At 68.1% G+C, this 24,011-nt stretch carries 10 protein-coding genes; 4 read left to right on the top strand and 6 right to left on the bottom strand.

Features of this window, described 5'->3' with window-relative positions:
* Positions 1 to 3: 3 nt before the first annotated feature.
* On the top strand, positions 4 to 5,244 hold the full coding sequence (gene pks13, locus AC5Y4D_RS00850; protein WP_499943109.1) for a polyketide synthase Pks13: 5,241 nt from the start codon (positions 4 to 6) through the stop codon (positions 5,242 to 5,244).
* Between the two features lie 27 nt (positions 5,245 to 5,271).
* Positions 5,272 to 6,846 carry an acyl-CoA carboxylase subunit beta gene (locus AC5Y4D_RS00845; protein ID WP_499943110.1) on the top strand — a complete coding sequence of 525 codons (1,575 nt, stop codon included), beginning with the start codon at positions 5,272 to 5,274 and terminating at the stop codon, positions 6,844 to 6,846.
* Positions 6,847 to 6,903: 57 nt separating this feature from the next.
* Here the strand turns inward: AC5Y4D_RS00845 and AC5Y4D_RS00840 are convergent, their stop codons facing one another.
* From AC5Y4D_RS00840 to AC5Y4D_RS00830, 3 genes are all read right to left on the bottom strand, one after another.
* Positions 6,904 to 8,703: an acyl-CoA dehydrogenase family protein gene (locus AC5Y4D_RS00840; RefSeq protein WP_499943111.1), complete on the bottom strand. Its 1,800-nt coding sequence runs from the start codon at positions 8,701 to 8,703 to the stop codon at positions 6,904 to 6,906.
* 25 nt (positions 8,704 to 8,728) lie between these two features.
* Positions 8,729 to 9,181: a hypothetical protein gene (locus AC5Y4D_RS00835; RefSeq protein WP_499943112.1), complete on the bottom strand. Its 453-nt coding sequence runs from the start codon at positions 9,179 to 9,181 to the stop codon at positions 8,729 to 8,731.
* 298 nt (positions 9,182 to 9,479) lie between these two features.
* Entirely contained in the window at positions 9,480 to 10,355 is an 876-nt protein-coding gene (locus AC5Y4D_RS00830; protein ID WP_499943113.1) for an SGNH/GDSL hydrolase family protein, read from the bottom strand.
* A gap of 64 nt (positions 10,356 to 10,419) precedes the next feature.
* On the opposite strand from AC5Y4D_RS00830, the gene AC5Y4D_RS00825 reads away from it, so the two are divergent.
* Positions 10,420 to 11,892, top strand: coding sequence for an arylsulfotransferase family protein (locus tag AC5Y4D_RS00825; RefSeq protein WP_499943114.1), 1,473 nt, complete (start codon positions 10,420 to 10,422; stop codon positions 11,890 to 11,892).
* On the opposite strand, the gene embB is transcribed toward AC5Y4D_RS00825, so the two are convergent.
* Together embB and AC5Y4D_RS00815 are read right to left on the bottom strand one after the other, a co-directional pair.
* On the bottom strand, positions 11,889 to 15,170 hold the full coding sequence (embB, locus tag AC5Y4D_RS00820) for an arabinosyltransferase EmbB (RefSeq protein ID WP_499943115.1): 3,282 nt from the start codon (positions 15,168 to 15,170) through the stop codon (positions 11,889 to 11,891). The genes AC5Y4D_RS00825 and embB overlap by 4 nt on opposite strands.
* Entirely contained in the window at positions 15,167 to 18,493 is a 3,327-nt protein-coding gene (locus AC5Y4D_RS00815; protein ID WP_500036135.1) for an arabinosyltransferase domain-containing protein, read from the bottom strand. The genes embB and AC5Y4D_RS00815 overlap by 4 nt, the downstream gene beginning before the upstream one ends.
* Positions 18,494 to 18,695: 202 nt before the next feature.
* On the opposite strand from AC5Y4D_RS00815, the gene AC5Y4D_RS00810 reads away from it, so the two are divergent.
* Entirely contained in the window at positions 18,696 to 19,826 is a 1,131-nt protein-coding gene (locus tag AC5Y4D_RS00810) for a BTAD domain-containing putative transcriptional regulator (RefSeq protein WP_500036134.1), read from the top strand.
* A gap of 12 nt (positions 19,827 to 19,838) precedes the next feature.
* Here the strand turns inward: AC5Y4D_RS00810 and AC5Y4D_RS00805 are convergent, their stop codons facing one another.
* Positions 19,839 to 24,005 carry a serine/threonine-protein kinase gene (locus AC5Y4D_RS00805; protein WP_500036133.1) on the bottom strand — a complete coding sequence of 1,389 codons (4,167 nt, stop codon included), beginning with the start codon at positions 24,003 to 24,005 and terminating at the stop codon, positions 19,839 to 19,841.
* Positions 24,006 to 24,011: the final 6 nt, after the last annotated feature.

The raw sequence follows: 24,011 nt of genomic DNA, 5'->3' as shown, positions 1-24,011 counted from the left end.
GCAATGTCTGACATCACCGAGTCTCCGTCGACCGGGGGCAAGACCGACCTGACCGTCCCCGAGATGCGCCGCTGGCTACGCGAATGGGTGGGCAATGCCGTCGGCAAGTCACCCGACGACATCGACGAGTCGGTGCCGATGGTCGAGTTGGGGCTGGCCTCGCGGGACGCGGTGGCCATGGCCGCCGACATCGAGGACCTCACCGGTGTCACGTTGTCGGTGGCGGTGGCGTTCCAGCACCCGACGATCGAGTCGCTGGCCACCCGCATCATCGAGGGCGAGCCGGAGCGGGAAGACGACGGCGCCGACAACTCCGACTGGACCCGCAACGGACCCGCCGAGCGGGTCGACATCGCGATCGTGGGCCTGTCCACCCGATTGCCCGGCGAGATGAACTCCCCGGACGAGACCTGGCAGGCGCTGCTGGAAGGCCGCGACGCCATCACGGACCTCCCGGAGGACCGCTGGACGGAGTTCCTGGCCGAGCCGCGGCTGGCCGAGCGGGTCGCCAAGGCCCGCACCCGCGGCGGCTACCTCAAAGACATCAAGGGCTTCGACTCCGAATTCTTCGCGGTGGCCAAGACCGAGGCCGACAACATCGACCCGCAGCAGCGGATGGCGCTGGAGTTGACCTGGGAGGCGCTCGAGCACGCCCGCATCCCGGCGTCCAGCCTGCGCGGCGAGGCGGTCGGCGTGTACGTCGGCGCCTCCACCAACGACTACAGCTTCCTGGCCGTGTCCGACCCGACCGTCGCCCACCCGTATGCGATCACCGGCACCGCCAGCTCGATCATCGCCAACCGGGTGTCCTACTTCTACGACTTCCGCGGTCCGTCGGTCACGCTGGACACCGCGTGCTCCAGTTCGCTGGTGGCGATCCACCAGGGCGTGCAGGCGCTGCGCAACGGCGAAGCGGACGTCGTCGTCGCCGGCGGGGTGAACGCGCTGATCACCCCGATGGTGACGCTGGGATTCGACGAGATCGGCGCGGTGCTGTCGCCGGACGGCCGGATCAAGTCCTTCTCGTCGGACGCCGACGGCTACACCCGCTCGGAGGGCGCCGGCATGTTGGTGCTCAAGCGGGTCGACGACGCCCGCCGCGACGGCGACCAGATCCTGGCGGTCATCGCCGGCAGCGCGGTCAACCATGACGGCCGGTCCAACGGTCTGATCGCCCCGAACCAGGACGCGCAGGCCGAGGTGCTGCGCCGGGCCTACAAGGACGCCGGCATCGACCCGCGCACCGTCGACTACATCGAGGCGCACGGCACCGGCACCATCCTGGGCGACCCGATCGAGGCCGAGGCGCTGGGCCGCGTCGTCGGCAAGGGACGCCCGGCGGACCGGCCGGCCCTGCTGGGCGCGGTGAAAACCAATGTGGGACACCTGGAGTCGGCCGCCGGCGCGGCCAGCATGGCCAAGGTGGTGCTGGCGTTGCAGCACGACAAGCTACCGCCGTCGATCAACTTCGCCGGTCCCAGCCCCTACATCGACTTCGACGCGATGCGGCTGAAAGTGGTCACCGAGCCGACCGACTGGCCGCGCTACAGCGGCTTCGCGCTGGCCGGGGTGTCCAGCTTCGGCTTCGGCGGCGCCAACGCGCACCTGGTGGTGCGCGAAGTCCTGCCCCGCGACGTGATCGAGCGGGAGCCCGAACCGGAGACCGCGCCGCAGGCCGCGGTGGTCTCGGCCGGCGGCGACCTGGCCGACGGGCAGGGTCATTCGCTGCGGTTCGACGAATACGGCGAGATCATCAGTGACGGGCCGGCGGCGGCCGAGGACGACGAACCGGAGCTGCCCGGCGTCACCGAAGAGGCGTTGGCGCTCAAGGCCGCCGCTCTGGAAGAGCTTGCGACACAAGAACTTCCACCGCCGGCGATCCCGCTGGTGGTGTCGGCGTTCCTGACCTCCCGCAAGAAGGTGGCCGCAGCCGAACTCGCCGACTGGATGGAAAGCCCCGAAGGTCAGGCGTCGTCGCTGGAGTCGATCGGGCGTTCGCTGTCCCGGCGCAACCACGGCCGGTCCCGCGCTGTGGTGCTGGCCCACGACCACGAAGAAGCCGTCAAGGGGCTGCGCGCGATCGCCGAGGGCAAGCAACGACCCAACGTGTTCAGCGTCGACGGCCCGGTCACCAACGGCCCGGTCTGGGTGCTGGCCGGCTTCGGTGCGCAGCACCGCAAGATGGGCAAGAGCCTGTATCTGCGCAACGAGGTCTTCGCGCAGTGGATCGAGAAGGTCGACGCGCTGGTCCAGGACGAGCTGGGCTACTCGGTGCTGGAGCTGATCCTGGATGACTCCCAGGACTACGGCATCGAGACCACTCAGGTCACCATCTTCGCGATCCAGATCGCGCTGGGCGAGTTGCTCAAGCACCACGGCGCCAAGCCGGCGGCGGTGGTCGGGCAGTCGCTGGGCGAGGCGGCGTCGGCGTACTTCGCCGGCGGTCTGTCGCTGCGCGACGCCACCCGCACCATCTGCTCGCGCTCGCACCTGATGGGCGAGGGCGAGGCGATGCTGTTCGGCGAGTACATCCGGCTGATGGCGCTGGTCGAGTACTCCGCCGACGAGATCAAGACGGTGTTCTCCGACTTCCCGGACCTGGAGGTGTGCGTCTACGCCGCGCCGACCCAGACCGTGATCGGCGGCCCGCCCGAGCAGGTCGACGCGATCATCGCGCGCGCCGAATCGGAGGGCAAGTTCGCCCGCAAGTTCCAGACCAAGGGCGCCAGCCACACCCAGCAGATGGACCCGCTGCTGGGCGAGCTGGCCGCCGAACTGCAGGGCATCAACGCGACGAGCCCGACGGCCGGGATCTACTCGACCGTGCACGAGGGCCGCTACATCAAGCCGGGCAGCGAGCCGATCCACGACGTGGACTACTGGAAGAAGGGCCTGCGGCACAGCGTCTACTTCACCCACGGCATCCGCAACGCCGTGGACAGCGGGCACACCACGTTCCTGGAGCTCGCCCCCAACCCGGTGGCTCTGATGCAGGTCGGGCTGACCACCGCGGACGCGGGTCTGCACGACGCGCAGCTGATCCCGACGCTGGCCCGCAAGCAGGACGAGGTCGAGTCGATCATCTCGACCATGGCGCAGCTCTTCGTACACGGCCACGACCTGGACGTGCGGACTCTGTTCACCCGGGCGGGCGGCCCCGAAGATTACGCGAACATCCCGCCGACCCGGTTCAAGCGCAAAGAGCACTGGCTCGACGCGCACTTCGCCGGCGACAGCTCGGTGCTGATGCCGGGCAACCACGTCGCGCTGCCGGACGGGCGGCACGTGTGGGAGTACGCGCCCCGGGACAAGACAGACCTGGCCGCGCTGGTCAAAGCCGCGGCGGGCGCGGTGCTGCCGGACGCGCAGCTGACCGCCGCGGAGCAACGCGCGGTGCCCGGTGAGGGCGCCCGGCTGGTGACTACGCTGACCAGGCACCCCAACGGCGCCTCGGTGCAGGTGCACGCCCGCATCGACGAGTCCTTCACGCTGGTCTACGACGCGCTGCTGACCCGCGGCGGCGCCGAATCCGTGCTGCCCGCCGCCGTCGGCGCCGGCACTTCGATCGCGAGTCCCGTCGCGGTCGAGGCGGCGCCCGTCGAAGAAGACGACGCCGAGACCCTCTCCGACAGCCTGACCAACCGCTACCTGCGGTCGGACGTCGGCCGATGGTCCCCGGAGTCCGGGGAGACCATCGCCGAGCGGTTGGGCACCATCGTCGGCGCGGCCATGGGCTACGAGCCCGAGGACCTGCCGTGGGAGGTGCCGCTGATCGAACTCGGCCTGGACTCGCTGATGGCGGTGCGGATCAAGAACCGCGTCGAGTACGACTTCGACCTGCCGCCGATCCAGTTGACCGCGGTGCGCGACGCCAACCTGTACAACGTCGAGAAGCTGATCGAGTACGCCGTCGAGCACCGCGACGAGGTCGAGGCGCTGCACGAGCAGCAGAAAACGCAGACCTCCGAGGAGATCGCCCGCGCGCAGGCCGAGTTGCTCAGCGGCGCAACGCCCGCCACGGCGGCGGCGCCGGCGCCCGACCCGCAGGCCGAGCCCGAGACCCAGCCCCCGCCGTCGGACGTGACCATTCCGCCGCCCCCGACCGACCCCTCGGGACCCGCGGGGACCAACCTCGCGGCGGCGGCCGACGCGCTCAGCCAGGAGGCTGTGGCCAAGGCGCTGAACTCCGACGTGCCGCCGCGCGACGCGGCCGAGCGCGTCGTCTTCGCCACCTGGGCGATCGTCACCGGCAAGTCCGCGGGCGGCATCTTCAACCCGCTGCCCAAGCTAGACGAGGACAAGGCCGCCAAGCTGGCCCAGCGGCTGTCCGAGCGCGCCGAAGGGCCGATCACCGTCGAGGACGTGCTGAGCTCGGAGAACATCGAGGCGCTGGCCGACAAGGTGCGCGAGTACCTGGAGGCCGGCGTGATCGACGGCTTCGTGCGCACCCTGCGGCCTCGTCCCGAGGGCAGCAACGCCGCGCCGGTGTTCGTGTTCCACCCGGCCGGCGGATCCACGGTGGTCTACGAGCCGCTGCTGAACCGGCTGCCGGCGGACACACCGATGTACGGCTTCGAACGGGTCGAGGGGTCGATCGAGGAGCGGGCCGCGCAGTACGTCCCGAAGCTGATCGAGATGCAGGGCGACGGGCCCTACATCCTGGTCGGCTGGTCGCTGGGCGGGGTGCTGGCCTACGCGTGTGCGATCGGGCTGAAGCAGCAGGGCAAGGATGTCCGGTTCGTGGGTCTGATCGACGCGGTACGCGCCGGCGAGGAGATCCCGCAGACCAAGGAGGAGATCCGCAAGCGCTGGGACCGGTACGCCAAGTTCGCCGAGAAGACGTTCAACGTCACCGTCCCGGCGATCCCGTACGAGCACCTCGAGCAGCTCGACGACGAGGGCCAGGTGCGGTTCGTGCTCGACGCGATCAGCCAGAGCGGCGTGCAGATCCCGGCCGGGATCATCGAGCACCAGCGCACGTCCTACCTGGACAACCGGGCGATCGACACCGCCGAGATCCAGCCGTTCGACGGCCACGTCACGCTCTACATGGCCGATCGATACCATGACGACGCGATCATGTTCGAGCCGCGGTATGCCGTCCGCCAGCCGGACGGCGGCTGGGGCGAGTATGTGTCCGACCTCGAAGTCGTGCAGATCGGTGGCGAGCACATCCAGGCCATCGACGAGCCGATCATCGCCAAGGTCGGCGAGCACATGAGCCGCGCCCTGAAAGAGATCTAGAGCTCCGACGACCGAGGCAGGCACGCAGTGACGGGAACAGAGCAGACACCGGTACTTCACACCACCGCCGAGAAGCTCGCCGAGCTGCGGGAACGTCTGGAACAGGCCAAAGAGCCCGGTGGGGAGAAGGCCGCGGCCAAGCGGGACAAGAAGGGCATCCCGAGTGCCCGCGCCCGCGTGCACGCGCTGGTCGACCCCGGCACCTTCTTCGAGATCGGGGCGCTGTGCAAGACGCCGGGTGATCCCAACGCCCTGTACGGCGACGGCGTCGTCACCGGGCACGCGCTGATCGACGGCCGCCCGGTCGGGGTGTTCTCCCACGACCAGACGGTGTTCCAGGGCACCGTCGGGGAGATGTTCGGCCGCAAGGTCGCCCGGCTGATGGAGTGGTGCGCGATGGTCGGCTGCCCGATCGTCGGTATCCAGGACTCCGGCGGCGCCCGCATCCAGGACGCGGTGACCTCGCTGGCCTGGTACGCCGAACTGGGCCAGCGTCACGAGGCGCTGTCCGGGGTGGTGCCGCAGATCTCGCTGATCTTCGGCAAGTGCGCCGGCGGTGCGGTCTATTCGCCGATCCAGGACGACCTGCTGGTCTCGGTGCGCGACCAGGGCTACTTCTTCGTCACCGGTCCCGACGTGATCCGCGAGGTCACCGGCGAGGACGTCACCCTCGACGAACTCGGCGGGTCCGACGCACAGGCCCGCTACGGCAACATCCACCAGGTCGTCAACTCCGAGGCCGAGGCCTTCCAGTACGTGCGGGAGTTCCTGTCGTTCCTGCCGTCGAACTGCTTCGGCAAGCCGCCGGTCATCAATCCCGGACTGGAACCGGAGGTCACCCCGACGGACCTCGAGCTGGACTCGATCGTCCCGGACTCCGACAACGCGGCCTACGACATGCACGAGATCCTGCTGCGCATCTTCGACGACGGCGACTTCCTGGACGTCGCCGCGCAGCACGGACCGGCCATCATCACCGGGTTCGCCCGCATCGACGGGCGCCCGGTCGGCGTCATCGCCAACCAGCCCATGTACCTGTCCGGGGCCATCGACAACGAAGCCTCGGACAAGGCGGCGCGGTTCATCAGGTTCTGCGATTCCTTCCAGCTGCCGCTGGTGTTCGTGGTGGACACCCCCGGGTTCCTGCCGGGCGCCGAGGAGGAGAAGCGCGGCATCATCAAGCGCGGCGGCCGGTTCCTGTACTCCGTCGTGGAGGCGGACGTGCCGAAGGTGACGATCACCATCCGCAAGTCCTACGGCGGCGCGTATGCGGTAATGGGTTCGCGGCAGCTGACCGCGGACTTCAACTTCGCCTGGCCCACCGCGCGGATCGCCGTGATCGGCGCCGAAGGGGCCGCGCAGCTGCTGATGAAGCGCTTCCCGGACCCGACCACGCCCGAGGCCCAGCAGATCAAGAAGGACTTCATCGAGGGCTACAACCTCAACATGGCGATCCCGTGGATCGCCGCCGAACGCGGGTTCATCGACGCGGTGGTCGACCCGCACGAGACCCGGTTGCTGCTGCGCAGGTCGATGCACCTGTTGCGGGACAAGCAGAACTGGGCCCGGCTGGCCCGCAAGCACGGCCTGATCCCGGTCTAGCCCAAGGTTGCGCGAGCAGACGTAAAAGCCCCTAATTCGTGCCGAATTTGGGGGCTTTTACGTCTGCTCGCGGGGGAGTCGCAACGTCCCGTCGGCGAGTTCGTCGAAGCGGTCCAGCGCCTCGTCGGAATCGGCGTCGATCCCGCGCAGCGGCCCGCGATCGGCGAGGTAGCGCCGCACATACAACCGCGCTACCAGCGCCTTGCGGCCGCCGCCACGCGCCTCCCGCTCCCACGCCGCCTGCTCGGTGAGCAACGCACCGGCGTACACGTCGCCGATGAACTGGGCCAGCGGGAACAGGCGCGCTTCGGCCAGGTCGCCGTCCAGCTTCTCCCACGCGGTGATCGCCGCGTCGAGGTCGTCGATCCGGTCGGCCACCAGCGCGGTCGTCGGGTCGTCGTCGGACACCGACACCGCATCGCGCATCCTGGTCAGCAGCGACTCGTGCGCGCGGGTCTGCACGATGCCGCGCCGCACGTCCAGGCACAGGATGTTGTCCGGGCCCTCCCAGATGGTGTTCACCTGCGCGTCGCGTAAAAGCCTTGCCACCGGCCAGGTTTCGATGTAGCCGTTGCCGCCGTGGATCTCGATCGCGTCGGAGGCGGCGGTGATGCCCAGCCGGCACACCTTGAGTTTGGTGACCGGCACCGCGATGCGCTGCCGGATGCGGCGCGGCTGACGGTGGTTGGCTGCGCCCAGGCCGTCGAACACCAGCGCCTGCGCGGCTTCCACGTCGACGATCATCTCGGCCAATTTGCGCCGCATCAACGGCTTGTCGATCAGCGCCGCGCCGAACGCCCGCCGCTGCCGCGCATAACACAGCGATTCGACCAGCGCGCGGCGCGCGTTACCGAGTGCGAACAACGCAATGCCCAGCCGCGCCGCGTTGGTCAGCTCCATCATCCGGCCCAGGCCCTTGCCGTCGGACGGCCCGGCTTCACCCGACGGCTCACCCGAGAGCAGGAAAGCCTCGGCGTCGACGAACTCCACCTCGCCCGAGGCCACCGAACGGGTGCCGAGCTTGTCCTTGAGTCGCCGTACCCGGACCCCGTTACGGGAACCGTCGCGGCGGGTGCGCAGCACCAGGAAGTTGGCCACCCCGCGGCTGGAGTCGGGCGCATCTTCGGGCTTGGCGAGCACCACGAACGCCTCGCCGGCGCAGTTCGACGCGAACCATTTGAAGCCGTTGAGCAGCCACGCGTCACCGGAGCGTCGCGCCGTGGTCTCCAGCGCGCCCAGATCCGAACCGCCGGTGCGCTCGGTGAGCAGCTGCGCGGTCTCCCCGGCCCACTCCCCGGAGTCGAACTTGGCCAGCACGTGGTCGCGCACGTCGGGCGGGGCGTAGGCCGCCACCAACGACTGCACCATCCCGCCGCCGGTGCCCAGCGCGCAACCCATGCCGATGTCGGCCTGGTCGAGCAGGTAGTTCGCCGTGAACATCGGCAGCGACGAACTGAATCCGGCGCCGCGGGCGGCCTGGCGCAACGCCTGCTGGCCTTCCAGGACAACACGTTTGGACTGGATGAACGATTCGGGCATCACGACCCGGCTGATGTCGTGACCCCACCGGTCGTAGCGTTCCAAGCGCGGCGGGTTGCGGTCGGTCTCGTCGGCCCAGCGCGTCACCGGCCCACCCATCAGGGCGCCGATGTCTACCAGGTGGGGCTCGACGACGGCGAGCTCGTCGGGGGTGAGGTAGTAGGCCGTGATGAACTGCAGCGTGGGGTCGGTCAGATACCAGTTGAGACCGGTCGCCCCGCCGTATCGCTCGGTTTGATACCGCTGCGATTTCTCCGGTGTCGAGAACGGCAGCCGATCCACGGCCTCCGACCCGTATGGCGAGTCGTACTGGGTCATGCCGCGACGGTATTACAGATCGGAACTAGACGGGCGCGAGAAATTCCGTGGTGTAGAACTCGCCCGGAATCTGGCTGTTCGGGTTCGGCGACTCGACGATCACCCACACCCCCGTGGTGCCCTGCCGCAGCGGCGCGGTAATGGTCACGTGCCCGACCCCGGCGGCGTCGGTGTCCAAGCCGGCGAACGTGGTGCCCGGATCCCCGGGCCCGCAGGTAGCCGACGACGGCCGGGGCACCTGGATCACCCCGACGTCGTAGTGTCCGCCCCCGTTGTTGGCGATCACCATGTCGACGTCGGCGACGACCGTCGACCCGGAGACACGGAAGTCGGCCGTGCCGCGCCCGAGGATCGTCTTCGGCCGGATCAGCGCGGTCTTGACAAGGCTGTAGTCGCAGTTGCGCAGGTCTGGATTCATCGGCACCCGTGAGGTTGCGGACGCCGCTCCGGTCCCGAGCGTCATCCCGGAGGCGGCCATGACCGTCAGTGTCACTACGGACGTTGCCAACCGTTTCAACGAGCGCATTTGCCTACCATTTCGTGTTGAATGAGCCCGATCCCGAACTGTCTATTGACCGGATTTGCGTTTTTCAACCATCGAGATTCGAAGGCAGACTTGAGGCGGTGGCGATGTTAATCGCCATTCTTGTAAACCAAATGTCTAAGCGCTTCGAAACCAGCTGTTCTGGCCGTTGACCAGCGGATTGTGACACCTCGGCGCGAGGTTGCTTTACCAAACTAACAAAAACCCGGCGACCAATTGGCCGCGCCGTCAATTATTGGTTTTCGGTCAAGACCAGATAGTCGGTAAGCGCATTTCCGACCGCAACGGCGCCCAGCGCGGTGGGGTGCAACGGCACCGCCCGATTGCGCGTCACATACCCCTCGACATAGCGGTCGGCGGGCGGGGCGCACATGTCGTGGCCCCGCGACAGCGGACGGGTGTCGAAGTACTCGATGCCCTTGGCGGCGGCGAGTTGTCGCTGCCGGTCGCCAAGTTCGTCGATCTTGGCCTGCAGATAGTTCGCATCGTGGGGCAGGATGGGCTGCTCGGGATAGCAGCCGCCCGGGCGTATCAGCAACCCGTATCCCACGAAGATGATCCGGGCGCGCGGCGCCCTGGCCCGGACCTCGTCGACCATCGTCGACCACACCGGCACCTGCGCGTCGATCAGGCCGGAAATCCGGTCGACGTCACCCACGACGAACTTGCCGGTGCACGGACGCGGATTCGACGCCTCGACTTCGCAGGATTCGGCGTCACCGGCGAGTCCGACGTCGTTGGCGCCGATGGTGATGGTGATCAGTTCGGTGGTCGTGCTGAGCGCCTCGAGTTGGCGCGGCATCAGGCCGTCCCCGGTCTGCTGGGCCCGGCTGTAGATGTCGTCGGTCGTCGCGCCACTACAGGTGACGTCGCGGAAAGACGCAGCGTCGAGTCGTCGGGCCAGCACGGTGGGATAGTTGTTGGTCGACTTGTGACAGCCCTGGGGTTCGGCCGGTTCCGGCACGCCCGGCGCGGCTGCGAAGGAGTCGCCCAGCGCGACGTAGTGGGACCGCGCGGCCGAACCGGGACCGCCTGGTTGCGGCGCCGCACAGCCGACGCCCAGGCACCCCACCAGCGTGGCGATGCCCAGACGCGTCCACCACCACATGCATCCCAGTGTTTCATCCGGATCCGATGTGCACCCCTGGTGTAATAACCGGGTGCCGGCCGGGATGACGAGGCGACAGTTCGGCGCCGCGGCTGGCGTGGTGGTAGCCGGCGGCGCGGCGGCGTGCGCTACGCAAAACGACCGGTTGGCCGCTGCGCCGTCGGCACCCCCGCCGCCTCCGCCGGGAGGGATCGAGGTCTCGGCGAGGTCCTTGGGCTACACCGTCAACGTCGACAACCCCGGTGGTTCCCCCGGCCACATTTTCTTCGTCTCCGGCACCACTGCCGCCAACCCGGGCAGCGGTGCCCCACACACTTCGATACTCGTCGTCGCCGACCGGCGCGGGAGAGTGGTTTGGCACAGCGAACTGCCGCCCGGGCAGACCGGCGGCAACCTGCGGGTGCAAACTCTGCAGGGCCGGCCCGTGCTGACCTGGTGGCAAGGATTGAAGGTGGGCAGCCACGGCGTCGGCGTCGCTTGTATCGCCGACGAGCATTACAACCTGATCGCCACCGTCACCCCCGGTGGCGATCTGTCGTCGGACATCCATGAATTCCGGCTCACGCCGGACGGGCACGCGTTGATCACCGCCTATCAAGAGGTGACGACGGACCTCACGGCTATCGGCGGACCCAGAGACGGCCGCATCTACAACTGCATCGCCACGGTGGTCGACGTCGCGGCGAAGAAGACGTTGTTCCGATGGGACGCGCTCAGCCATGTGCCGGTCGCCGACTCCCCGGCCAGGTACACCGCGGGGCAGGTGCTCGACCCGTACCACATGAACTCGATCGCGCTGGATCCCGCCGGCAACCTGCTGATCAGCATGCGCGCGCTGTCCACCGTGCTCAATGTGGATGCGCGCAGCGGTGCGATCAACTGGCAACTCGGTGGCAGACACTCGACCTTCGAGTTGGGCGACGGTGTCGAGTTCGCCTTCCAGCACGACGCCGCGATGCCGGCCGCCGACACGCTGACATTGTTCGACAACCACTTCGAAGGCAGCCGCGCCCAGCCCGGCGGCGGAACGGTGCCCAGCAGCCTGAAATGGATCCACCTGGACTTCGCCGCGCGCAGAGCCACTCTCGTCCGCGCGCAGCCACACCCCGGCAACCTCAGCGCCGGCGCCATGGGGAACCTGCAACCGCTTCCCGGCGGGCACACGTTCGTTGGCTGGGGCACCGCGGGTCGCATTTCTGAGTTCGGCGCCGACGGCGAACTGGTCTACGACGCGACGTTGGCCGACGGCACCTACCGCGCGTTTCTCGACGTCTGGACCGGCGATCCCGTCGTGCCCCCGCAACTGGTGCTGACCGGCGACACCGCCCGCGCGATCTGGAACGGTGCCACCGCCGTGCGCCGCTGGCGGTTGCTGCACGGCCCGGACAGCACCACCATGACGCCGTTGACCACGGTTGACTGGGCGGGTTACGACACCCCGATACCACTGCAGGGCAGCGGCGGCGGCTACTACCAGCTGCAGGCGCTGGACGCGGGCGGTGCCGTCATCAACCAGTCGCCGCCGCTGCCCCGCTAAGGCTTGTACCGGATGTGTCCCGGCGACCACAACCCGCTGCGGGTGGCCTCGCCCAGGTCCAGCCGCGCGGGCGGCGCGTCTACCAGCGTGTCGAACTTGCGCAGCGACCCCCAGTCGCGAGCCCAGTCCCGGGACAGATACGTCGCCATCACGTGCGCACGCAGCAGCAGGTCGGTGATGCCCAGCAGGCCGCCGTTGACGCCGTCCTCCCAGGTGTCGGTGTCCAGCTTCTTGGCCGAATAGTCCGGGGTGATGCGGAACCGCGGAATCTCGGTGACGCCGTTGGTGTGCAGCATCGGCTGCTGGCAGGGGAAAGCCAACCCGACCGCCCAGTCCAGCAGCACCGGCTGCGTGGACCCGACATACTCCTGCAGCGACCGCAGCTCGGGCACCCGCGGCGGGGTCACCGCGAGCCAGTCCTCCGGCGTCAGCGACAGGTCCTCGGCAACCACGCGCACGGCGACCGCGTCGGCCGGCATCTTCTCCCGCGCGAACCGCAGGTTGCGCCACGCCTTGGGCTGCTCGCCGTACAGGTCGTCGGGCACCATCCGCCCGGCCGGCACCAACGGCCCGGCGCCTTGGCGGGCGTATTCCAGCACCACGGTCTGCCCGGTCGTGTAGTGATGCAGCACGGAGTTGCCGGTGATCTTGCCCGCGGCGGTGATCACCACCAGCGGATGAGCGTCGTCGAGCTTAGGCAACTGATACCACGCCGAAGTCAGCCTGCTCTGTTGCTGCGCGCCGGTGGTGTAGGTGCCCGCCAGCGGCACCCGGGCGGGGTCGAGCTGGTAGGGCAACGGCACCGTCGAGCCGTTGACGCCGGGCGTCTTCAGCTTGGTCGGGGCGTCCCAGTCGTAGTCGGTGCCGGGCTGGTTGGGCTTCATCACCACCGCCTCGGCGACGGTGTGTTCGGGCACCCCGTTCGGGGAGAAGCCGATGGGACCGGAGCCGCCCAACGGACCCAGCGGACCGTATTCGCCGGGTAGCGGCGTCATGAACCCGTTGTTGGGGTCAGGCTCGACGAGCACGTCGTCGGCCAACCCGCAGCCGCCGGCGAAGGCACGCACGTTCGACCATCCGTTGGAGTAGGTGGGGTACTGGCGCACGATCCCGATGCCCATCGAGGCCACGAACGTCAGCACCATGAAGCCGGCCGCCAGCGCCACCGGGGCGCTGGTCAGCGACCGGGCCAGCCTGCCCTCCCCGCTGCCGCGCGGCGCGAAGTGCAGCCAGGCCGCGTACACCGCGGCAAGCACGAACAGAACGAAAAACATTGTGCTGACCGTGATTCCGGCGATTTTCGGCATCGAGCTGTTGAACGGCACACCGTAGCTGGACACGTACCACCAGCCGTTGGTGGTGGCGAAACACAACGCCAGCAGGAAGAACACCGCCGCCAGGAACGCCATCCGGTTGCGCGACCAGCGCAACACTGCCGGCGACACCAGCACCGTCGTCAGCGCGGCCATCGCCGCGCCCACCGCCGCGAACAACCCGAAGTGGTGCACCCACTTGGTCGGGGTGAACATCAGGAAGAACATGGTGCCGAAGATGACGCCCATCAGCCGCCACGCCGGCCCGCGCGCCACGCCGGGAACCCGCTTGCGGCGCAACATGATGAACACGGCGGTGAACAGGCACAGCGCGGTGATCAGGAAACCGAAGCGGCGCGAGAGCGAGCCATCGACGGTCGGCAGGATCAGGTAGTAGTAGCGCAGGTTCTCGGTGTACCAGGCCTGGCTGGGCCCGATCTTGCCGCGGACCCGGGTGGCCTCCCACACCGTCGACAACGTCTGGTCGGCGAACACCACGGTCAGGATGATGGTGCCGGCGGCCAGCATCGGCGCGAGCAACGGCAACGTCCCGCCGACCATGCGGCGGCGTTTGGCCAGGATCCGCAGGATCGGGCGGCCGCCGGCCACCAGCGCGGCCACCGCGATCAGCCCGGTCGGCTGCACGCCGAGGGTGAACGCCGCGGTGATGACGGCCAGCGCCGCGGGCGTCAGGCGGCTGTAGCGCATCGACCGTTCGATCAGCACATAGGTGACCAGCGAGCCGAGCGCGATGATGCCCTCGGGGCGCAGGCCGTTGTTGAACGGCATCCAGGCGGTCAGCAGCACCATCGCCGCGGCCCAGTTGGCGGGTTTGCTGGCGGCCACCGCCGGGCCGAGTCGGGGCAGCACCTCCCGGGACAGCAGCAGCCAGCACACCAGGCCGGCGAACAGGTCGGGCAGCCGCATCCAGATGCTGGCGTCGCTGACGTGGGTCATCAGGGCCAGCAGGTTGTAGTACCAGCCGAACGGGTCCTCCGGGCTGCCGAACCAGCGGAAATAGTTCGACATGTAGCCGGCTTGGTCGGCGACCCGTGCCATGCCCAGGATGTAGCCGTCGTCGGACGAGTTGGCCCCGATCACGTGCCAGAGCAGGAACGCGAAGATCACCACGCCGTCGAGCAGGGTGAACTTGCGCCAGTTCGCCGGTATCCAGCGGCGCATCCGGTGCCCGTCGAGTTGGTCGAGGCGCCACAACGCGAGGAGCGCGACCAGGGTGGCCACGATCGCGCCGACGATGGCCAGCAGTTTCAGGGTGGTCGGGGTGGTGGAGAAGCGGGTGTCGACGGTGGCCGAGAGCTTCAGCTGCGGCGGCGCCGGTCCGCTGAGGTCGGTGAACACCCCGACGATCTGCGGACGCAGGTTCGGGTCGGGGAAGCCGCTGCGCAGCGGTGCGCCGCCGGGGTCTTTGAGCCCGACGAAATGGGCGAAGGTGCCGGCGTGCGTCGAGGAGATGTCGATGCGCTCGCAGTCCGGTGAGCGCATCAGGTCGCGCGGCACGGACAGGATCACCACGTTGCGGTCGGTGACGTCGACGCGTTTGGCGCTGACGACGACGAACAGCGCCTGCAGGTTGGCGTCCTTGCCCTGCTTGGGTGCCGTGCCCAGGATGACGCCGCCGTCGGCGGGCATGTCGCGTTCAATGCTGCACGGCACCGAGGCTTTGAAGTCGACCGGCGTCAGCGAGATCAGCGGCGACGTCACGCTGTTCAGTTGGCCGTTCTGTGGCCAGTTCAGCATCGCGGTGGTCTGCACGACCGGCAGCAGCGGCGTGGCGACCGACAGCACGAAGCCGATCAGTCCGGCGACGGTGGCCACCCACTTCGTTGCGCGAGCTGGGGGCACCTCCCGCTTCGTTGCGCGAGCAGACGCAAAAGCCCCCGAATCCGCCCGATTTTGGGGGCTTTTGCGTCTGCTCGCGCCAGGCCCGCTCGCGCCGAGGGTCATGGCAGCGCCCTGATCGGTCCGCGCCGGCTCCAGCCCGACACCGTGATCACGCCCTGCTCGACGGCAGCGTCCGGCGCCTCATCGGACGGCACCAGCCGGTGATACTGCTCCACCGAGCCCCAGTCGCGATACCAGTCACCGTCGAGATACGTCGAGATCGTCGACGTCCACAGCAGTGCCTGAGTGAACATGAACGGTCCGCCGGTCGAGGCTGACTGCCACAGGTTCGACGACACCGCGGTCTGCTTGTGGTCGGGCAGGATGCGGTACTCGGGCAGTTCGGCGATGCCCAGATGCTCGGAGAACGGCCGCTGGCACGGGAAGTTAGCGGCGGTGGCGATGTCCATCAGCACCGGGTCCTGCGATCCGATCAGCCGCTGCAATGGCTCCAGCTCCGGCACCCGGGGCGGGGTGAATGCGAACCACTGCTCGGAGCTCAGGTTCGGGTCGTAGGCGACGATGCGGGCGGTGTTGGCTTCCGGCGGTGCCCAGGCGAACGGGAAGCGCAGGTTGCGCCACGCCGGTTGTGGCCCGAGGTCGATCGGGAACACCTCACCGAGCGGCGTGGTGCTGCCATCGGGCTTGGTCACGCCCCACTGCAGCTTCAGGGACTGCCCGTACATGAAGTCGCCGTCCTCCTTGTAGGACCAGATGGCGCCGGCGGCCGAGACCACCACCAGCGGCCGGTCCGGGCGGCGGGCGGGCAGCTGGTACCAGGCCGAGGTGGCGCGGGCGGCCAGGTTGTTCTCGCCGTAGCTGCCCATCACCGGGGTGCGCGCAGGGTCCAGCCCGAACGGCAGCGCCGCGTGCGAGCCGTTGACGCCGACGGGACCCTTGCCGCCGGCGGTGCCCGCCGAGTCGGTGATGGCGGCGTTGGGTTTGTTGGGGGAGGCGTCGGAATTGACCACCCCGGGTTTGCTGACCACCGGGTCGGACTTCAGGTCCTCGCCCACCCCCTCGGGCTTGAAACCGACCGGATTGACCCCGCCCAACGGTCCGTCCGGCCCGAACTGCTGACCCGGAACCGGTTGCAGCATCCCGGCATTGGAGTCGGGCTCGGCCAGCACGTCGTCGGCCATGGCGCAACTGTCGGGCTTGGTGAGCGCGGCCAGGTTCGCCTTGGCGGTGGTGTAGAGCGGATAGCGGAACACCGCGCCCTTGGCCATCGACCCGACCTCGCCCAGCACCATGATCACCGCCACCACCAGCAGCGGAGTGGACGCCAGCACCCGGTTGCGCCGGTTGTTCTTGACCTCGGTGTGACCCGCGTAATCCATCCGGAAGTGGTACCAAGCAGCCAGCAGTCCGGTGCCGATCGACAAGAACAAGAAGATGTACGTCACCGGGAAACTGGCCACCACGGGCTGGATGTCGTACCACGGGACGCCGTAGTTGCCGACGTAGAACCAGCCGTTGATACCCGAGGTCGCCCAGGCCAGCACGAACAGCAGCGCGGTGACGTACAACGCCAGGTTGCGTCGGCTGTGCAGCCCGATCCGCGCCACGCTGAACGCGGTGACCGCGCCCAACGCCCCGGTGAGCCCGGCGAAGACGCCGAACTGAATCGCCCACTTGGTGGGGGTGAACGTGAGCAGCAGCAAACCGATGGCCGTGGTGCCGAGTAAGCGCCAAGCCGGGCCGGTGGCCAGCCCGGGCACCCGGCCGCGGCGCAGCAGCACGAACAGCATCCCGAACAGGCACAGCAGCAGGATCAACCCGGCGAACCGGCGTGCCATCGAGCCGTCGGCGTTGCTTTCCACGGTCAGGAAGTAGTAGCGCAGAAAGTCCTGATACCAGGCGATGGTCGGCCCGACGGTGTACTTGATGCGGGCGGACTCGGCGACCGTGGCCAGCGTCTGGCTGCGGAACACCACGACGGTAATCAGCGACAACGTCGCCGCCAGCACGATCAGCGGGGCCAGCAGTCCGTCGGTGTCGCGCCGGCGCCTGATGGTCTGCGCGACGGCACGGGCACCGGTCAGCAACGCGGCGACCGCAATCAGCCCTTGCGGTGCCAGCGTCGCGGTGAGCGCGGCGATGATGATCGCGACGGCGGCGGCCGCCAGGCGTGCCAGCGCGATCGAACGTTCCACCATCATCCAGGTGGCCAGTACGCCCAGCGCGATTATCGGCTCGGGTCGCAGCGCGTTGTTGAACGGCAGCCAGGCGGCGATGAACACCGCGCCGGCGGTCCACACCGCGACCGGGTTGGCGGCCAGTCCGTTGCTGCCCGGTCCCAGTCGGCGCAGCACACAGCGGCTGATGATCAGCCAGCACGCGATGCCGGCCAGGGTGGCGGGTAGCCGCATCCACACGCCGGCCGTGCTGACAGTGGCCATCTTCGAGAGCAGGCTCAGATACCAGTCGAACGGCGCATCTGTGGTGCCGAAGTAGCGGTAGTAGTTGGCGACGTAACCGGCCTTCGGCGCGACCCGGGCGATGGTGAGGTTGTAGCCGTCGTCGGAGGAGATGGCGCCGATGACGTGCCATCCCAGCAGCGTTCCGATGACCCCGGCGTCGGCCAGCCAGGTCGCCAGGCCGACCCGCCAGATCCGGGACCGGTGCAACCGGGGACGGTACCGGCTCAACCATGCGATGGACGAACGCCAGTGGCGCACCGTGTCGCCGCGGCTGAGCCGGTCCAGCGCTCCCAGCGCACCGATGGCGATCAGCACGGCCAGCACACCCGCAGCCATCGCGAGGGCCTTCATCGTGGTGGGCGCGAGGATGAACCGGGTGTCGACGTCCACCCGCGCCGACAGGCCGGGCTGCGCGGGCACTTTGAGGTCCGTGAATATCCCGCCGACCTGCGGTTTCTTCTCAGGAGGGAGCTTTCCGGCCGCGCCGGGGATGCCGACGAAGTCCGCCCCGGCGCCGCCGGCGTCGGCCCAGATGTGCAGTACCGAGCACCCGCCTGCGGCGATCGCCGCGCGAGGGGCGACGGTGGCCACCGTGTCCCGGAACGCGACGACGACGGTGTCCTTGTTGGCCCGCACGAACAACCCGTGCTTGCCGGTCTGGAAGCCGTCGGCCGGCAGCGTGGACAGGACCAGGCCGCCGTCAGCCGGCAGCGTGGCGATCGCCGAGCACGGGACGGAGATGTCGATCGCCCGCGGCGCACCCGACACCAGCGGTGCCGTGATCTGGCTGACATCCCCTGTTGCCTGGCCGTCCTTGGTGCCTTGCGGCCACAGGATTGTCGTGGTGGTTTGCCGCACCGGCAGCAGCGGAACCAGCAGGCACAACAGCAGGCCGGCGAACCCGGCGACGACGGCTGTCAAACGGGCGATCCGGTGAGATCGCTCAGTACCGTCGGGGGACACGAGGCTCGATCGTAGGCGACGCTGCTGAGCGCTTTTCGGATGCAGGGCCGCGCACGAGTCACTCTCCGGCCCGCGAAGGTGCGCAGATGTTCACCGACACGCCGGTCGGGCCGTACATTTGTGCACGCTCGTGTGCAGTCGTATCGGTTGCCGGCGTCGCATAATTCGTCACAACAGGTATGACCGGAAGGCTGGCAGCGCGATGACGAACTCGGCACTCGGGTTTGGGGCCCTGGGTCCGCTGCAGCTGCTGGTCGACGACGTCCCCGTGCCGGTGGGTCCGGCCAAACAACGTGCGGTGCTGGCCATGCTGCTGGTCAATCGCAATCGGCCGGTGTCGGTCGACTCGTTGACCGACGCGGTGTGGGACGGCTCTCCGGTGCCGGCCGCGCGCACCAGCATCCAGTCCCACATCTCCAACCTGCGCCGACTGCTGCGTACCGCCGGCGTGGACCCCAACTCGGTGCTGCCCAGCGCGCCGCCGGGTTACCAACTCACTGTCGCCGACGCCGATTGCGACCTGGGACGGTTTGCCGTCGCGAAAGCCGCGGGCGTCCAGGCCGCCGCAGCCGGACGGTTCGAAGAGGCCAGCGGTCATCTCTCGGCGGCGCTGGCCGAGTGGCGCGGCCCGGTGCTCGACGACCTGCGGGACTTCGAGTTCGTCACGGTGGTCGCGGCCAAGCTCGTGGAGGACAAGGTGGCCGCGCACAGCGCCCGGGCCGAAGCCGAGATCGCCTGCGGCCGTGCCGATGCGGTGATCGGTGAGCTCGAAGCGCTGACCGCCGAGCATCCCTACCGGGAACCGCTGTGGGCTCAGCTGATCACCGCCTACTACGTCACCGAACGTCAGTCCGATGCGCTGGGTGCCTATCGCCAGTTGAAGACAGCACTGGCCGAGGGCCTCGGCATCGACCCGGGACCGACCGTCAGCGCGCTCTACGAGCGAATCCTGCGTCAGGAACCGCTACCCACCAAACGGGGTGCGGTGAACACCCGCAAGCGCGGTGCTTACCGGACCGAAACCCACACGACGTTCGCGCCTCCGACGGCCGCGCTGCGCGACAGCTCCGGACGGCGACACCCGCTGGCCGGCCCGGCCACCCGGATCGGCCGCTTTCCCGACAACGACCTCGTGCTCGACGACACCGACGTCAGCCGTCATCACGCCGTAATCAGCGACACCGGAACGGGTTTCGTGATCACCGATCTGCGGTCGACGAACGGTGTCGAGGTGCAGGGACAGTTGATCCGGGGCAGCGCCGGACTTTCCCATGGCGACCATATCTGCATCGGCGGCGTGGAGTTCGTCTTCGAGGTCGACCAGGGCCAATAACGGCGCGGTCGGCTAACACCCGAGAATCGCCTGCGCCGCCACCGCTTCAGGTGCCGTGCAGTTGGCGGGGAGGCGATCCAGCGCCTCGGTGAGGATGTCTCGCGCATCGTCACCGCGCAGCTCGAAATCGTCTAGCGCGGAACGTAATTCGAACAGGGGCGCATCCTGCCGCCGGGCCAGTTCTATGGCCGCAACGAGATCCGCGGCCGTGCTGTCTGGATCGGTGTGGGTGCGCGCCCGGACTCGGAGCAGTTCGGCATCCCATAAATGCATTTCGGTGTCGTCGGCGATTTGGAGGGCGAGATCGATTCGCGCGCGGGCCTCGTGGCGCCGGCCGGCGGCGATCAGCAGCTGCCCGATAACGCAGTCATAGCGCGTCTGGTACGCGTACAACCCCAGCGAACGCCACAAGTCGGTCAGCTGCGTTGTGGTCTCGATCTGAGCGGTCAGTGCATCCGCATCGGGATCAGCTGAGCGCAACAAAGTTTCGGCCTCGACTTTTGCTCGCACGGCAAGTCCGAACAGCTGCCAGAAGACGAACCCGTACCGCTCGGCCTTGGCCAGCATGTCGGTCACCAGCTCGGCGGCGCGATCCAAGTTGCCGGCATCGGTTTGTATCCAGATTTCGATGTCGATCGCATACACGTGGTTGTAGGGCCCGAGCGGAAATCCGAGAGTGTCGGCCCGCTGCATCGCTCTTGCGATGGAGGCTTCGGCCGCAGCGAGGTCACCGTGCAGCAGGTGGTAGACCCCTAGATGTTCGTGGGCCAAGGCGACGGTGTCGTGCGGAATGAACCAGGACTCGTCCATGTTGCGCTGCTCGTCATCGGCCAAGCCGACTGTGGCCTGCTCGAACAGGCAACGGGCGCCGGCATATTCCCCCCGCATGAAGGCGACCATTCCGTGGATGCAGTCGACGGCGGGACTCCACCACTGCTTGGCGCCTTGGGCGTTGCTGCGCAACGCATCCGCCGTCTGGCTCGCCCGCCGCATGTCCCCGCGGCTGATGTAGTAGCTGCTGACCGCAAACAGAACCCCGAACAGCTGATCCTCGGCAAGGTCTTTGCCGACGAGTTGCAGGCAGCGCTCCACATCGTCGGTGACCTCGGGGCTTTGATACCCCTCCGCCGTGGCGGTGAGCAACCACCGTTCCAGGCGCGGTCCTATCTCCCGACGGTCCCGGTCTGCGCTTGGCGGACAATGCCCGAGTTGGTTCAGGGCGTGCGTCAGATAACTGCGCGCCTCGGCCAGAGCTCCGCGGCGCCTTGCATCGGCGGAGGCCTGCTCATACGCGGAGGCGGCCTCGGCGTGCCGTTCGGCCTGTTCGTAATGCGCTGCAACCTGTGGCCAGTCCGGGGTTCCGACGGCTCCCTGGGTCATCGCGTCGGCGACTTTGGCGTGCAATTCCCGGCGAACGCCGGGCGGCGCGATCTCGGCCGCCGCCTCCCGGAACAACTCATGGCGAAAGCGCCAGGCGTCCGGGCCTTGCGGTTCCAGGATTTTGGCGTCCTCGAGCTCATCGATGATGTCGTCCACTTCATCCGCGCTCGACGCAGCCACCGCGACGAGGAGATTCCGCTCGACCTGCCGCCCGATGATCGCGGCCGCGGAGACGACGGGTACCACGTTGGGAGTGGCCAACAGCCGCGCGAACAACGGCTCATACAACCGGTCGGGTAACGCGGCGCGGGTCCCTTCGTTCGCAGCATCCATCCCGCTGACGACCTGCTCGATGAAGAACGGGACACCACCACACCGGGCACGCACCGCCGCGCAATCTTCGGGACTCACCGTGGGATCAAGAGTCAGGGCGAGCTGGTCCGATTCGGCCTCGGTCAACGGCGCCAGATCAAACACCTTGGCCTGCCAGTGATTCGGTGTCCAATCTTCACCTCGGCCGGTGATCACGACGAGCAGGCGGCCGCCGGTTTCGTCCAGCACTTCGCCTAGCAGGCCGAGGGTGGAGGGGTCGAACCAGTGAGCGTCTTCGGCCACGAGTAATCCGGGGCCGCCGTGAAAGCAGGCAAGCAGATAGCGCTTCAGCGCTGCGGCGATCAAGTCCTGCAGTTTCTGCGCTGCGGCCGGCACTGGTTCGTAGCCGTGGACGGCGTCGATCCCAATCACGGGTGCCAGCAACGGAAGTAGGCCGTCTGGGTCCAGCCGTTGCGCTTCGATCTCCACCCGCAAAAGGTGCAGCCGCTGTTCGGGTCCGGTGAGACGAGTGATGGCACATCGACGTTCCAGCAGCACCCGCATCGGGTGCAGACCCACGTCAGGATGCAAAGGCGAACCGACCAACTCGACGACTTGGCCTGAGTCCCGCCGCACAACATCGATAGCCGCCGCCGCGAGCCTGCTCTTTCCGATTCCGGCTTCGCCGCGGAACACCATTGCGGGGATGGTCAGTGTGCCCGCCTGTGCCCGCGACCAACTCTTGTGCAGCCGGGCGAGTTCGCGCTGGCGGCCGACGAGCGGACCCCGCGGGAGTGGGGCGGGGTCGACCCGCTCGCCGATCACCTGAAACAACTGGACGACCTCGGCGACGCTGAACGACGCCCCGGGCAACTCCGCCAGTTCGAACGTGTCGCGGATCAGGGGCGCAACCGACTGTGTGACGGCGACGCCGCCCGTCGGCGCCTGCGCCGAAACTTCCACCGCCAGACTGGCGGTGAGCCCGTACAGGTCGTCTTCAGTGTCGTCCAGGTGCACCGCGCCGCGGTGAATACCCACCCGGACATCCACGTTGGCGTCGAACTTGCTTTTCGCTTGCCGGCTCAGGCTTTCCAGCTCGCGGGCGATCTCCAAGCCCGCATATACCGCTCGGTGAACATCGTCGTCGTGCGCGCGAGGATAGCCGAAGACGACCATCAGCCCGTCCGCCGTCGCGGACGCGAGATGTCCCTCATACCGAACCGAGATTTGGCGGACCTTGTCGCGGTAGCGACGGATGATCACGCGCTGGGTCTCCGGGTCGACCCGCGCGGCCAGTCGGGTTGCACCGACCAGTTCGGCGGAAAGGATTGTCAGGCGCCGGATTTCGCCGCTGCCGGTGCTTTCGTTCCACAGATCGTCGGCGTCGTCGGGTCCGGCGTCGGGTCTGGCGTCGACCGGGTCTTGCGGCACCGCAGCAGACTTGGACGTCGCATATGGCCCGCTGACCGCCGCTACAGCTCGCTCCAGCAGATCGTCGATGGCTGCACCTGATCTCACGGACCGGCGATCGAACGACGAGTACTTTTCGGCGGGGGATCGGGCAGGGCCCGCAGCCACCGCGATGTCGTCCGAGATCGTTTCCGGCGCTTCGGAAGTGGTGGTCGACATGACGGGTGCATGGGCTTGCTTCGGCGGCAATCCGCCCGCATCCACATTGGTGTTCAGGGCCAGGCGAGCCGCCTCGCTCAATTGGAGCGCGGTCTGGTAACGCGCGTCAGGGTTCTTCGCCATTCCCTTGCCGACGACAGCATCGAACTCTTCAGGGACGGCCCGGGTGATCTGAGACGGTCGCGGCGGGGGCGCGGTCAGGTGCGCCATCATCTGCTGTTCGGGATCCTCACCGGGGAAAGGCGGGACTCCCGTGACGCATTGCACCAGCACGCACGCCAACGCATAGACATCGGCGCGCATATCACCCTTGTTGTCGCGGAACCGCTCCGGAGCCATGTACTGCATCGAGCCGATGATGTTGCCGGCTCCGGTCAGCCCGGTTTCCCGAGCGGCGCGGGCGATGCCGAAGTCGATCAGGTACGCGAAGTCGTATCGAGTGATCAGAATGTTCGAGGGTTTGACGTCGCGATGTACCAGACCGGTGCGGTGGACGGCGTCCAACGCCATGGCGACCTGCTCGATTATTGCCACCGCCCGGGCCGGGGCGAGCGGGCCGTCCTTGAGCAGGGTCTGTAGGTCCTGACCCTCGATGAGGCGCATCTCGACATAGAGCCGACCGTCGACTTCGCCGTAATGGTGAATGGGGACGATGTGCGGCTCGTTGAGACTGGCCGCGGCGTGTGCTTCCCGGCGAAAGCGCTGGCGGAATACGTCATCCTGCGCCCACTGGGTCGGCAACAACTTCAGCGCCACATCGCGGTCGGTCTGCGTATCGTGCGCCCGCCACACTTCTCCCATGCCGCCGCGGCCCAGCAACCCCTCCAGCCGGTACCGACCGAACGCAGTTTCTTTCATCGGCCC

This window comes from Mycobacterium sp. NGS67 (assembly GCF_059812185.1).
The sequence above is the reverse complement of the archived record's forward strand: the minus strand, read 5'-3'. Positions and strand labels throughout refer to the sequence as shown.